This window comes from Roseovarius aestuariivivens (genome assembly GCF_004761875.1).
In the GTDB taxonomy this organism is placed as follows: domain Bacteria; phylum Pseudomonadota; class Alphaproteobacteria; order Rhodobacterales; family Rhodobacteraceae; genus Roseovarius; species Roseovarius aestuariivivens.
In genome coordinates, this window is sequence record NZ_SJEY01000006.1 from 226,263 (window position 1) to 239,382 (window position 13,120).

Here is a 13,120-nt window from a genome sequence, read left to right on the forward strand (position 1 = left end):
CAATCCTTGCCGCACCAAGCGTTGGGCATGACAAGGACGCCAAGATGTAAAAAACCTTAACATCACCCCTTGCACGCTGAGATTTGAAGCACCATCTTCCCAATGTGAACGGCATTCACATCAACGAAGGTCTCTCTTGGAAGAAAGGACAGTTCCTCATGACCACAGTTACCCACGACACGCCGAGAACGGGCTTTACGGGTTGGATCCTGCGCATCGAAACCTGGCTCGATGACAAGGGCACGCCCGCGTGGATCGCGGTACTTGTGCTGACATTGATTCTCGCCTGGCCGCTTGGCCTTGCCCTTCTCGCCTACATGATCTGGAGCCGCAAAATGACATGCACTTCGCGCCGCTCGACCTCTGGACGGCACTCGATGTCTTCCACCCGCCCTAGCGGAAACAGCGCTTTCGATGCCTACCGTGAGACGACCCTGCGCCGTCTGGAAGAGGAACAGCAAACCTTCGAGGCCTTCCTGGCCCGTCTGCGCGCCGCGCGGGACAAGGCAGAGTTCTATCAATTCATGGAAGAGCTGGCCGGCGCCGCGGCAAACACCGAAGAGACCGATCCGAACTTCGGCCGCGCCTGAACTGACTGCGCACGCGACCCTCGCGGCCCGGGGGCTTTCACCCCCCGGGCCAGTCCCTTATATGACCGTCATGACCGATAGTAGCTGGCACCTTCCCGACCCCCAAACGCAGCCCGAATTCTACGCGGACGTGCCTCTTAAGCGTTTGCTGGCATGGGGTGTGGATACGGTCGTGATCCTGATTGCGACCTTGCTGATTTTGCCTTTCACCGCCTTTACAGGTCTCTTCTTTCTGCCGCTTCTCTTTCTGACGGTCAGTTTTGCTTATCGGGTTGTCACCATCGCGCGGAGCTCGGCGACCTGGGGCATGCGGCTTTTGGCGATAGAGTTCCGCACCGCGACGGGCGCACGTTTCGACACCGCACACGCCCTGATGCACAGCGCGGGATACACGTTTTGCTGGATGGTTCCCCTACTTCAACTTGCGTCGATCATCCTGATGGCCACGTCAGAGCGCGCGCAGGGCCTGAGTGATCTTGCCCTTTCAACCGTCGTGATCAACCAGCGGGCGGCGTCGTAAACCGAACCGGGTATTCGGCCTTGGCCCAGCCCCGCTTCGTTGCTATCGTGACGCGAAACCCGGACTGATCTTCACATGCGCCACACTCTTCCGATAGCGCCGCAATTCTATGTGACGGCCCCGCAACCTTGCCCGTATCTCGAAGGACGGCTTGAGAGAAAGCTGTTCACTGCGCTGCAGGGCGACGGTGCGCAAAAGCTTAACGACACGCTTTCGAAACAAGGCTTTCGCCGGTCGCAGAACGTGCTTTATCGGCCATCTTGCGCGGATTGTGCGGCCTGTCTGTCGGCGCGGATCAATGTCGCCGCGTTCGAACCGTCGCGCGGACAGCGTAAGACGATGCGCCGCAACGCCCATCTGGAACGTCGGGCCACGTCACCTTGGGCCACCGAGGATCAATACGCACTTTTCCGCCGATATCTGGAAGAGCGCCACGCCAAGGGTGGCATGGCCGATATGGACAGCTTCGAATTCGCCGCGATGATCGAGGAAAGCCCGATCCGGACCCGGGTGATCGAGTATTGCGACCAGAACAGCGGTGACTTGCTTGCGGTGTGTCTTACGGATGTTTTCGACGACGGCGTGAGCATGGTCTATTCGTTCTACGATCCGGATGAGAGCCGATTGTCCCTTGGCACCTATGTCATTCTCGATCACATCGAGATCGCCCGCGAAGCAGGTCTGCCTTACGTCTATCTGGGCTACTGGGTGCCCGGCAGTTCCAAGATGGGGTACAAGGCGTCGTTTTCCGGGCTTGAGGTCTATTCGAACGGTACGTGGCAAGTCATGCGCAACCCGGCTGATTACGACGTCACACGCCATCCGCTGTCCAACGATCCGATCGCCGAGCAGGTTGCCAACATCTCTCTGCCCGACAGCCGCCCGTTGCGCGGCACGCGCGGCTGATCCCGGTCAGTTTCCGATCAGGTCCGGCAGAATTGTCACGATGCCCGGGAAAAACCACAGGATCGCCAGCCCCAGCACCTGAATCACCACGAATGGCGCCACGCCGCGATAGATGTTGCCCGTCGTGATCCCGGCGGGTGCGACCCCTCGCAGATAAAACAACGCAAAACCGAATGGCGGGGTAAGAAAGCTGGTCTGAAGGTTAACGGCGATCATGATCGTCACCCATTTGGGGTCAAAGGTTCCGCCGTAAATCACCGGACCGACGATAGGGATCACGATGTAGATGATCTCCAGAAAGTCGAGAACGAAACCCAGCACGAAAAGAACCAGCATCACGATGAGGAAAACCGTGAACTCGTTGTCAAAACTCTTGAGAAATTGCTGGATGTAGTGCTCTCCGCCAAAGGAGATGACGACAAGGTTCAGAAGTTGCGAGCCGATCAGGATGGTGAAAACCATGCTCGTGACCTTCGCCGTTTCGCGCACCACAGGGGTCAGAACGCCGCCTGCGAACAAAACCCAGGCCGAAAAGAGAAGACCAAATAGTGCAAAGAGATAAGCCGCCTGCGCTGCAATGAACGCCAAGACGGTTTCGGTGGACACATCCTCGACATTCACGCGCAGATCGAAATTGATCCCCAAAAGGATCGCCGCCACAATCGCAAGCGTGGCGCCTATGATAATCCGGGCCGAGCGGTCTTCGTCGCGCAGTTTGCGATACGCCGCGAGCATGATCGCCCCCCCTGCCCCAAGCGCCGCGGCCGGGGTCGGGTTCGTGATACCGCCAAGGATCGACCCAAGTACTGCGACGATCAGCACGAGCGGAGGAAAGACCACACGAATGAGCTCGTTCCCGGCCAGACGCCGCGCCGCCGCCGCGCATCCGTAAAGCGCCAGCGCATGGGGTAAAGCAAGAATAAGCAAGGCCTGGCCCGACGACATCAGCGGGCCGATCAGCAGGATATCGGCAAGATAACCAAGCACGACCCCCAAGCCCCCGACCAAAAGGGGCGTGGATGGCGCATCAGGCTGAACGCCGCGCGCCGCCACGAGAACCAGCGAGAGCACGCTGAGGATTGTCGCCACTCCGGTACCGATTGGAGCCGCTGCGGCGATTTTCTTCGTCAAACGAGCGGACTGTTCATCCTCGCTCAAGGCAACGGAAGGCGCGGTTCCCCCGGCCGCCACAATGGCGCGCTCTTCGGCAACGGCGCGATCCCACGCCGCCTGACCGTGCAAATCAATCATCGCGGCGCGGCAATCCTCGCTGACATTGGTGCGCAAGCTCGCGGTCTCGCCGCGAGTCGAATAGCTGTCGACAGTAACGTCCTGCGAGCCGACGACACCGAGATTGCCAAGAATCAGCACCCCGGCAATCAACGCAGCCGGTGCACCGATGAACCAGGTGAACGCCTCTCCACGTGTCACAGGCGCGCCTGTCGAGCCGCCCGCACGGACCGCCGGCGCGCGCGACGGATTCAATATCGCGTAGATAAAGGCATATCCCGCATAAAGGAATGCCAGCAGGACCCCCGGCAAGAGCGCGGCCTGAAAAAGCGTGCCTACGGACACGACAGCCGGTTCGCCCAGATAGGTCAGCGCGTCGGTGCAACCGGCTTCGCGCGCGCGGGTTTCCTGCGCGACCGAGTAAAGATCGCCCGCCAACGTGCCCAGTAGCACGATCACGATTGATGGTGGGATGATCTGGCCAAGGGTGCCAGACGCCGCGATGACACCTGTCGCGATCTGGGGCGAATAGCCGTGTCGCAGCATCGTCGGCAGGCTTAAAAGCCCCATGGTCACAACGGTGGCGCCGACAATGCCCGTAGAGGCCGCAAGGAAGGCACCGACCACAACAACTGACACCGCCAGCCCCCCGGGCAAGGGACCAAAGACCCGGGCCATCGTGGTCAGCAGGTCATTGGCGATGCGCGAGCGTTCCAGCGTGATACCCATCAGCACGAACATCAGCACGGCCAGCAGTGTTTCGATGGATTGCCCCGCGAAGACGCGTTCATTCATGCGATTGACGATGAAGCTGACATTCCGGTCCAGCGCGACTTCCCAGCCCTGCGGAAAGACCGGCGTTTCAGTCCTGGGCAGGTCCGGATACCGAAAGACCGAGATCGCGTCGGATCGCACGCCTTCGGCCACCATTGCGCGGTAGGCGTCGCTGCCCGTATCGATAGCCTGATGAATCAGAAGACCCGCGTTGTCGAGCGCGGCGATGATCCCGAAGGATAGGACCCCGGCCCCGCCGATCGCGAAGGCCACGGGAAACCCCGACAGGATCGCCCCGAAAAGGCAAAGAAACACGATGATCAGGCCGATTTCGACGCCATCCAGTCCGAAAAGCATGGCAGGCGTCCCTTCTACCTTGCAGCCTCGGGCGCGGTCTCGCCCGAAGAACCGGTCTGGTCACTGTCGAGATACCGTCCCGCGCTTTCCTCACCTTCGGACCATTCGAGATACGATCGGAAAAGAAACGCCACAGCCTGAATGAAGACCATGCCGGCAAAGGCCACAAGCAGGATCTTGAACAGGAAATAGCCATTGAAGCCGCTCGGGCTGAAACCGATGGTTTCTACATTCCAGCGCAGCGCGCGGGATTTCATCAAAAGCCGGTCGAGGGTGTCGCTGGCCGAGGGTTTCGGCGTGATGAGGTGTCGCCACATGAAATACCAGCCATACATCCACACAAGCACCGCCACTGGCATCATGAAAAAGACACTGCCCAGCATGTCGATGACCCGTTTCGTGCGAAAGCTGACGGCGGAATAGATCAGATCGACCCGAACGTGACCGCCCTGCACGAATGTGTAGGTGCAACACAGCGCGACGACCAGTGCGTTGTGGAACTTGAGCATCTCGGCCCACCAACTGATATCTTTGGTCAGGGTCATCCCGAACCCGAAGGCAATGTCGGGACGGGCAAAGATGCGCTGGATGAAGACGATCACGATCTGCTGGAACACCATCAGCAGACCGGCCCACGCGAAGAACCGCCCGGTGATGTTGGCAAAGCCCTCCATCACCCGCACGCAACCCCACATGAAACTTCGTTGCCACAGCCCCACACCGGTCAGTATCAGAACGCCCGTAAACACGACGAAGAAAAACTCCACCGAGCCGCCGTAATAGACGACGCGCATGATGGCGTCCTTATCGGACCAGTTCAGCCAGCTTGCCGGACGGGTGAGCGCGTAGGCGAAATTGTAGAACGCCAGCGCGATGTTCTGGAAAACCCAGAGCAGAGCGTCGAGCATGTCGTCCCCCACACCGTTATTCCGAAATATGTCCCGGCAATTATCCGGGCAGCCCCATTAGGGGTCTGCCCGGCCGGAAAACCACGTCTCAGCCCAAAACCCGATTACGTTGACGCGTGTAAACTCCGTCCGCCTTTTCGATCCACGACGACGAGGCGCGCAGCGAGTCCATGTAATCCTCGTAGACACGCTTGTAGATGTCGTCGTCCATGTTCTCGGAATGCACCTCTTCGGATGCTTGTCCAAAGGCGTCCCAGACGCTGTCGGGAAATTCCAGTGCTGTCACACCCGCCGATTGCAGACGTGCCAGGGCAGCCCCGTTATTCGACAGGAACTGCGCCAGGTTCCACTGGTGGGCCTCGGCGCTGGCGATCTCGATCATCTTCTGCTGCGACGGCGTAAGGCTGTCGAAAACATCGCGGTTCATCGCAACCGATAGTGCCGGACCAGGCTCATGAAAACCTGCCGTGTAGTAGAATTTGGTAATCTCCTGGAACCCAGCCTTTTCGTCCGCCCAAGGGCCGATCCACTCGGTGCCATCGATCGCGCCAGAGGCGAGCGCCTGATAAACTTCGGCCCCTGGAAGGGTTTGCACACTTGCGCCCAGCTTGGCCAGTGCCTTGCCACCCAGCCCCGGCATCCGGAATTTCAGCCCGTTAAAATCTTCGGGGCCCGTAATCTCCTTGGCGAACCAACCGCCCGCCTGCGCGCCTGTGTTGCCACCGAGAAAGGATTTCAAACCGAAGATCTGGCCCAACTCGTCGTGAAAGGCGTGACCATTGCCATGATAGTACCAATTCACCAGTTCCTGCGCCGTCATGCCGAAAGGAACAGATGTGAAGAAAGCGTACGCCGGATGCTGACCTACGAAATAGTAATCAGCCCCGTGATACATATCCGCCTGGCCCGCGGTGACCGCGTCAAAAACCTCAAATGCACCGACAAGCTCCCCTGCGCCCAGAACCTCAACCGTAAGCGTCCCGTCGGCCATAGCGTTGATGTTATCGGCGACCTTTTGGGCCGCGTCAAAAACCCCGGCAAGCCCCCGCCCCCATGTCGTGACCATGGTCAGCTTGCGGGCGCCCTGAGCCAGTGCAGGTGCAGCCAAGGTGCCAGTCGCTGCGGCAGCGCCGCCCAAAGCGGACTTCTTCAAGAAAGATCGACGATCCATGCAGTGTCCTCCCATGTTTACCGTAGCGCCCGCCAGCCGCCTTGATCTGCTTACCCGCGGGGCGCGGATTGTTCCTGTGGCTCCGACCCTAGCTGGCGACCTTCCAGTTGGAAATAGCAACAGCGCTAACCTTGCGTCACCTGCCAGAGTTGTGCGGCATTTCGCCCGCCTTGCACGGCACATCCCCGAAAATGACCGCGCCGCGCAACAATCGCAAAGCCTGCAAGGCATCTTGCGATATTTCTCTGTTCGTTTGCGGTTGACGCGTCGGGCGCACCTCCATAATGTCCCGCGCACACGCAATCAGGAGTCGCCCGAGATGGCAACGCTAATCGTAGTCGTAGGTAAGTGGCGCATGGGCCGGTAACGGACACCATAACGGTACCCCATGCGCCCCCGGATCTTCCCCGGGGGCTTTTTTGTGCGTGAAACTTGAGATTGATGTCATGAACGGAGCAAACAGATGACACGTCAGATGACCGGAGCGAAAATGGTGGTTCAGGCCCTCAAGGATCAGGGCGTGGACGTCGTATTCGGATATCCCGGTGGGGCTGTACTCCCGATTTATGACGAGATCTTCCAGCAAAACGACATTCGCCACATTCTCGTACGGCACGAACAGGGCGCCGTTCATGCCGCGGAAGGTTATGCGCGGTCGACCGGAAAGCCCGGCGTTGTGCTGGTGACCTCCGGGCCGGGTGCAACAAACGCCGTCACAGGCATCACCGACGCACTGATGGATTCGATCCCTCTGGTCGTTCTCACTGGTCAGGTCCCAACCTTCATGATCGGGTCCGACGCGTTTCAGGAAGCCGACACCGTCGGCATTACCCGGCCCTGCACCAAGCACAACTGGCTGGTCTCCGATACGGCGCGCCTTTCCGACACGATCCACCAGGCGTTTCACGTAGCGACCTCGGGCCGCCCCGGCCCAGTTCTCGTCGACATACCGAAAGACGTGCAGTTCGCCCGTGCCGAGTACACGTCCCCCGCAAAGGCCAAGGTGTCTCACTATCAGCCGCAAACGAAAGGCGATCTCGACACGATCACAGAACTGGTCGAAGCGCTGGAAACCGCGGAAAAGCCGATATTCTACACTGGCGGCGGCGTGATTAATTCCGGTCCGGCAGCAAGCGCGCTCTTGCGCGAACTGGTCGAAGAAACCGGAATCCCGATCACGTCCACGCTGATGGGTCTCGGGTGCTATCCTGCCTCGGGCAAGAACTGGCTTGGTATGTTGGGCATGCACGGGCTGTACGAAGCCAACATGGCGATGCATGATTGCGACCTGATGATCAACATCGGCGCGCGTTTCGATGACCGGATCACCGGCCGCATCGATGCGTTCTCGCCCAATTCACGTCGCGCGCATATCGACATCGATCCGTCTTCGATCAACAAGGTGGTCAAGACGGACTTTCCGATCGTCGGTGATGTGACGCAAGTGCTGACCGACCTTCTCGAAGTCTGGAAGTCGCGCGGGCGCAAGACCAACCGCGAGGCGCTCGAGACTTGGTGGTCCGAGATCGAAAACTGGAAGAAGGTCCGCTGTCTCGCCTTTACGCAAGAAGGCAAGACGATCAAGCCGCAATACGCCGTTGCGCGTCTCGAAGAACTCACGAAGGGCCATGACCGCTATATCTGCACTGAAGTGGGCCAACATCAGATGTGGGCGGCACAGTATCTTGGCTTCGAGGATCCCAACCGATGGATGACCTCGGGGGGACTTGGCACCATGGGCTATGGCATGCCCGCCTCGTTGGGGGTGCAGGTCGCCCATCCCGACGCGCTCGTGATCAATGTCGCGGGCGAGGCGTCGTGGCTGATGAACATGCAGGAGATGGGCACAGCGGTGCAGTATCGCCTGCCGGTCAAGCAGTTCATCCTCAACAACGAACGCCTTGGCATGGTGCGCCAGTGGCAGGAACTTCTGCATGGCGAGCGCTACTCGCAATCCTGGTCCGAGGCCCTGCCCGATTTCGTGAAGCTGGCCGAGGCGTTCGGATGCAAGGGCATCATGGTCAAGGATCCCGCCGATCTCGATGACGCGATCATGGAGATGATCAACTACGAGGGCCCGGTGATCTTCGATTGCCTCGTCGAGAAGCACGAAAACTGCTTCCCGATGATTCCGTCGGGCAAGGCGCATAACGAGATGCTGCTGGGTGAGGCGTCGACGAAGGACGCGATCGATGACAAAGGGGCGGTGCTGGTTTAAGCCCGCCCTGTCCCGCCAAAGGACATCGTCCGATATGGTCAAGCGCCTGCTGCACAAACTCTCCGGCCGCAAATGGAAAGCGGCCAAAAAGGGCACCCGGTGGCAGGATAATCCGCAATTCGTCGCCTATTTCGACCAACAGATCAGTCCCGGATCCGCCTCTGCGGATCCGGGTACCGGGCGCAACAGCATCCACGACGCATTGCGCAAGGCGACCCAAGGGCAAGCTTTGAACCGGGCTGTGTCAATCGGGGCCGGAACGGGCGACAACGAACGCGCCCTGATCAAAGCCGGTCTAGTAAAGCACTTCGATCTCTTCGAGGTCTCCGCGGACCGCGTGGCGCAGGCGACAGAGCGCGCTGCGACCGAAGGTATGCAGAATCAAGTCACTGTGCATCTGGCCGATGCGCTCGAACGGGACGTGCATGAAGAGTACAATTTCGTTTACTGGGACAGCGCCCTGCATCACATGTTCGACGTGGATCGCGCGCTCAGATGGTCGGTGCGTGCTCTCAAACCCGGCGGCGTGCTCCTGATCAGCGAATATATCGGTCCGACACGCCTGCAATGGACGCGCGCCGAAGTGTCTGCCGTCCGACGTTTTCTGGCCGAGAACCGTGACGTGATCGGCGCCGAGCCCATGCGCGTGCGTCCCGGAAGCCCTTTTCGCCGTTTCAAACAGTTTCTGCGCGACCCGTCCGAGGCGCCGCAATCGGATCGGATTGTGCCCTTGTTCAAGAAGCACACAGGACAAGAACTGACTATTTTGGGGGGATCTGCGATTCACCTCGCGGGCGGGTTTCTCACCGGGCTCGAAGATCGCGACCCTACCCTCCACGATCGCCTGATCGCTCTCGACCGGACTCAACGCGAAAAAGGCCACTATCATTTCGGCTTCGGTCTGTGGCAAAAGCCCGCCTGACCGCCGCCCAGCAAAAGGACGAAAGACATGTCAGCCCTGCACATCAAGAAAGGCGCTTCGAGCCATTCCGCCTATAACCTGCGTCCGACCTTTTCCGACGCAGAAGAGCGCCATACCCTTGCGGTGATTGTTGACAACGAGCCCGGCGTGCTGGCCCGGGTGATCGGCCTTTTCTCGGGCCGCGGTTACAACATCGACAGCCTGACCGTGGCCGAGGTCGACCATAAGGGCCACCAGTCGCGGATCACCATCGTCACGACAGGCACACCTCAGATCATCGAACAGATCAAGGCGCAATTGGGCCGCATCGTGGTTGTGCATGACGTGCACGATCTGACCGTCGAAGGCCCATCTGTCGAACGTGAACTGGCGCTTTTGCGCGTCAGCGGAGGCGGCGAAAAACGTGTCGAAGCACTGCGCCTGGCCGATATCTTTCGCGCCAACGTGGTCGACAGCACGCTCGACAGCTTCATTTTCGAAATCACCGGCACCCCTGAAAAGATCGACGCGTTCGCTGATCTGATGCGGCCCTTGGGCCTGTCCGAAGTGGCGCGCACCGGCGTCGCGGCCTTGCGCCGCGGGAACTGAGGCACTCTGCGTCCTATCTGGAGGTCATCCTCTTTTCGAATTTGCCGAAGCACGTGGCACCGAGCGACGCGACCGCGTGTTTCTTCCGGGAAATGGAACGATTTTCGCCTGTGGGGTGAAATTGACCAGTGACGGTGACGGCGCCCGCTTCGCCTCAAGAAGCGATCCGGCCAGATCGGGATAGACTTGCGCCGAAACCACAGACAAGTTTTGTGCATGCCGTACCGCCGCGTCCTCGAACACGTCGAACTGAACCAAGTCCCCCTTGCTCAGGCCGCGCTCGCTTTGTCCGCGGCCAGAATAGTAGGCAAGGCTTCCGTGATCTTCGCACCAGATTATCGTGCGATCACCAGTATGATCGCTCCATAAAACTACTCCGTACATGTTTTCCCCGGTCTTCAAGAGTGTGAGTGTTCCCCAGACTCAACGTTAGAGCGAACAGGATGTTTCAGCACGATTCAAATTTGAGAAGGCGCTACTCAGATTTGTGCCAGATTTCTAGCTAATTGACGCCAATCAGCGCCAGATGCGTCTCTTATCAGCGTCATTATGGGTGGTTTAAACCCTTCGCCTTCGCTATTTGCGTTGTAAACTGAGGCTAAAATCGAAACGAGTGGACGACGACCTTGTCGCGAAAGATGCAAACTAACGCCACGTCTCGCGCGGCGGATCCTGCCGCGCTTCGCGGAATCTTCGGCACCAATCTGCGCCGGCTGAGCGCTCAATATCCATCGGTTGCCGGTCTGTGCCGCGAACTCGGCATCAATCGCACTCAGTTCAATCGCTATCTTTCTGGGGAAAGCTTTCCCCGGCCTGACGTTCTGTACCAGATCTGCAAGTTCTTCGATGTGGATGCGCGTATTCTCCTCGAACCGGTCGAGGATATTCGGCCCACCGCCGCCGATCTTTTGTCGCATCCTTTTCTCGACGGTTTCTTCGGAGACGGGCCAACGCATGTCCCCGAAGAGATTTTCCCAAGCGGCTTTTACAGCTTTGTCCGGCGCAGTTTCATCGACGACGCGCAGTTCACAACGGGGCTGGTCTTCGTCTCGCGCGAAGATGGCTACACGTTTCTGCGCGGCTTTGAACCGCGCGATGCCTTACGCGGTCAGGGCCTTTCGACTGCTGCGTCGAATCGACAATTCCGCGGACTGGTCATGCGGCAAGAGGAGGGGGTCATCGCTCTCGTCACGCATCGCGGCTCTCTTGCGGCCTCGTTCAATTTCCTGACGCCGGAAACGTCCTTTCAATCAAATATATGGGAAGGCTACGCGACCCGGACCGTACGAGAAAAAGTCACCGGACGCCGCGCGGCGCGCATGGTCTACGAGTATCTCGGACATGACCTTGGGCTCGCCCTGCGCATGGCGCGGCGCGCGGGGCTCGTCCCCATGGAGGAAGTTCCCCCGTTTCATGCCCGGCTATTGCGTCTCAACGAGGAATTTCGCTAGGCGCGACCGAGATATGTCGCCTTGCGAAAAACCCGCGTCGCGAACCGGCGCGCACGCGGCGCTTTTCGCTGACAGGTGTGACGCCAAGAATGCGAAAGGATGCCAGCATGACCGCCACCGTCACAGATCTATCGAATGTGCGCACCAGCGTGGACAAGGCCAATGGCCTGCCCAATGCCCACTATATCGACCCGGTGATTTTCGAAGAGGAAAAGCAGGCGCTGCTGTTTTCGCAATGGGCAGGCCTCGCCGTTGGAGCGGATGTCCCGCACCCCGGCGACGCGAAACCGATCGAGTTTCTCGGCATGCCGCTCTTGCTGCTCCGCGACAAGCAGGGCGATGTTCGGGTGTTCCAGAATATCTGCCGGCACCGCGGTATGATCCTGGTCGAAGAGCCGCGCCGGATCGAAGGCGCGATCCGCTGTCCTTATCACTCCTGGTGCTATTCGACCCAAGGCAAGCTTGTCTCAACCCCTCATGTGGGCGGGCCGGGCCAGAACACGCACGACGCGATACGCCGCGACGACCTCGGGTTGATAGAAATCCGGTCGCATGTGTGGCGCGACGTGGTCTGGATCAACGTCAACGGTGACGCGCCGGCCTTCGAGGAGGCCATGGCGGATCTGATGGCTCGGTGGTCCGAATTTGACCTGCCCGTTTTTCACGGCGGGCATGACAGCCGCTTCTCGCTCGAAGTCGCGACAAACTGGAAACTTGCGGTCGAGAATTATTGCGAAAGCTATCACTTGCCCTGGGTGCATCCCGGTCTGAACAGCTATTCGAAGCTTGAGGATCACTACAACATCGAGAAGCCCGGCAGGTTCTCCGGTCAAGGCACCATGGTTTACCGGCAATTGACCAATGAGAACGGCGCCACCTTCCCCGACTTCGAAGAGGTCGGCACAAAATGGAATGAGCAGGCGGAGTATATCGCGGTCTATCCCAACGTGCTTCTGGGCGTGCATCGCGATCACGCCTTTGCGATCATTCTTGAACCAAAAGCCCCCGAGCGCACGGTCGAGCACATTCATCTCTACTATGCCACACCCGACAGCGATGAAGGGCTGCGCATGCGCAATACGCAGCTTTGGAAAACCGTGTTCGAAGAGGATATCTTCGTGGTCGAAGGCATGCAAAAGGGACGCCACGCGGCCCAGTTCGACGGCGGACGCTTTTCGCCGGTGATGGACAGCCCCACCCACTGCTTTCATGACTGGGTCGCCGAGCAGGTTCAGAGCTACCGTGCAATGGCGCACGTCGCCGAGTAATGCGGGATCTCGACGCGCTGATGATCGCGGCGCACGAGTCGCGCGACCTCGTGGCCCTGATTGATCTCTACACGCGGGCCGCAGACACGGTGAACGACATCGACGCGGCCTGTTTCTACCTTACCCACGCCTATGTCTTCGCGTTGGAAGCGGGCGCGGCACAGGCCCCGGACCTGCACACTCGGCTGGTAGTCCACGGGCGCGAGGAATAGACCGG

The 13,120-nt window shown here is 59.5% G+C and carries 12 protein-coding genes; 9 read left to right on the forward strand and 3 right to left on the reverse strand.

Annotated elements, in window-relative coordinates; all coding sequences use genetic code 11:
• Window positions 1-158: 158 nt before the first annotated feature.
• The 3 genes from EZV60_RS11790 (at window position 159) to EZV60_RS11800 (ending at window position 2,016) form a co-directional block, all read left to right on the forward strand.
• On the forward strand, window positions 159-590 hold the full coding sequence (locus EZV60_RS11790; RefSeq protein WP_135505687.1) for a DUF2852 domain-containing protein: 432 nt from the start codon (window positions 159-161) through the stop codon (window positions 588-590).
• Window positions 591-660: 70 nt separating this feature from the next.
• Window positions 661-1,110 carry an RDD family protein gene (locus EZV60_RS11795; protein ID WP_135505774.1) on the forward strand — a complete coding sequence of 150 codons (450 nt, stop codon included), beginning with the start codon at window positions 661-663 and terminating at the stop codon, window positions 1,108-1,110.
• Window positions 1,111-1,185: 75 nt separating this feature from the next.
• Entirely contained in the window at window positions 1,186-2,016 is an 831-nt protein-coding gene (locus EZV60_RS11800) for an arginyltransferase (RefSeq protein ID WP_135505689.1), read from the forward strand.
• Between the two features lie 6 nt (window positions 2,017-2,022).
• Here EZV60_RS11800 and EZV60_RS11805 read toward each other — a convergent pair whose 3' ends face one another.
• From EZV60_RS11805 to EZV60_RS11815, 3 genes are all read right to left on the reverse strand, one after another.
• On the reverse strand, window positions 2,023-4,377 hold the full coding sequence (locus EZV60_RS11805) for a TRAP transporter large permease (RefSeq protein WP_135505691.1): 2,355 nt from the start codon (window positions 4,375-4,377) through the stop codon (window positions 2,023-2,025).
• Window positions 4,378-4,391: 14 nt separating this feature from the next.
• Window positions 4,392-5,285, reverse strand: coding sequence for a TRAP transporter small permease subunit (locus EZV60_RS11810; protein ID WP_135505693.1), 894 nt, complete (start codon window positions 5,283-5,285; stop codon window positions 4,392-4,394).
• A gap of 88 nt (window positions 5,286-5,373) precedes the next feature.
• Window positions 5,374-6,456 (reverse strand): TRAP transporter substrate-binding protein, encoded by a 1,083-nt coding sequence (locus EZV60_RS11815; RefSeq protein WP_135505695.1) that lies wholly within the window; start codon window positions 6,454-6,456, stop codon window positions 5,374-5,376.
• A 463-nt stretch (window positions 6,457-6,919) separates the two neighbouring features.
• Here EZV60_RS11815 and EZV60_RS11820 point away from each other — a divergent pair, with 463 nt between their 5' ends.
• The 6 genes from EZV60_RS11820 to EZV60_RS11845 all read left to right on the forward strand — a co-directional run bounded on the left by EZV60_RS11820 (window position 6,920) and on the right by EZV60_RS11845 (window position 13,115).
• Window positions 6,920-8,674, forward strand: coding sequence for an acetolactate synthase 3 large subunit (locus EZV60_RS11820; protein WP_135505697.1), 1,755 nt, complete (start codon window positions 6,920-6,922; stop codon window positions 8,672-8,674).
• Between the two features lie 34 nt (window positions 8,675-8,708).
• Window positions 8,709-9,596: a class I SAM-dependent methyltransferase gene (locus tag EZV60_RS11825; RefSeq protein WP_167853516.1), complete on the forward strand. Its 888-nt coding sequence runs from the start codon at window positions 8,709-8,711 to the stop codon at window positions 9,594-9,596.
• 27 nt (window positions 9,597-9,623) lie between these two features.
• A complete protein-coding gene (ilvN, locus tag EZV60_RS11830; protein WP_135505701.1) occupies window positions 9,624-10,184 on the forward strand; it encodes an acetolactate synthase small subunit in 561 nt (186 codons plus the stop codon).
• 626 nt (window positions 10,185-10,810) lie between these two features.
• Window positions 10,811-11,635 carry a helix-turn-helix domain-containing protein gene (locus EZV60_RS11835; RefSeq protein ID WP_342588793.1) on the forward strand — a complete coding sequence of 275 codons (825 nt, stop codon included), beginning with the start codon at window positions 10,811-10,813 and terminating at the stop codon, window positions 11,633-11,635.
• 107 nt (window positions 11,636-11,742) lie between these two features.
• A complete protein-coding gene (locus tag EZV60_RS11840; RefSeq protein ID WP_135505703.1) occupies window positions 11,743-12,903 on the forward strand; it encodes an aromatic ring-hydroxylating oxygenase subunit alpha in 1,161 nt (386 codons plus the stop codon).
• Entirely contained in the window at window positions 12,903-13,115 is a 213-nt protein-coding gene (locus tag EZV60_RS11845; RefSeq protein ID WP_135505705.1) for a hypothetical protein, read from the forward strand. Before EZV60_RS11840 ends, EZV60_RS11845 begins: the two co-directional genes overlap by 1 nt.
• Window positions 13,116-13,120: the final 5 nt, after the last annotated feature.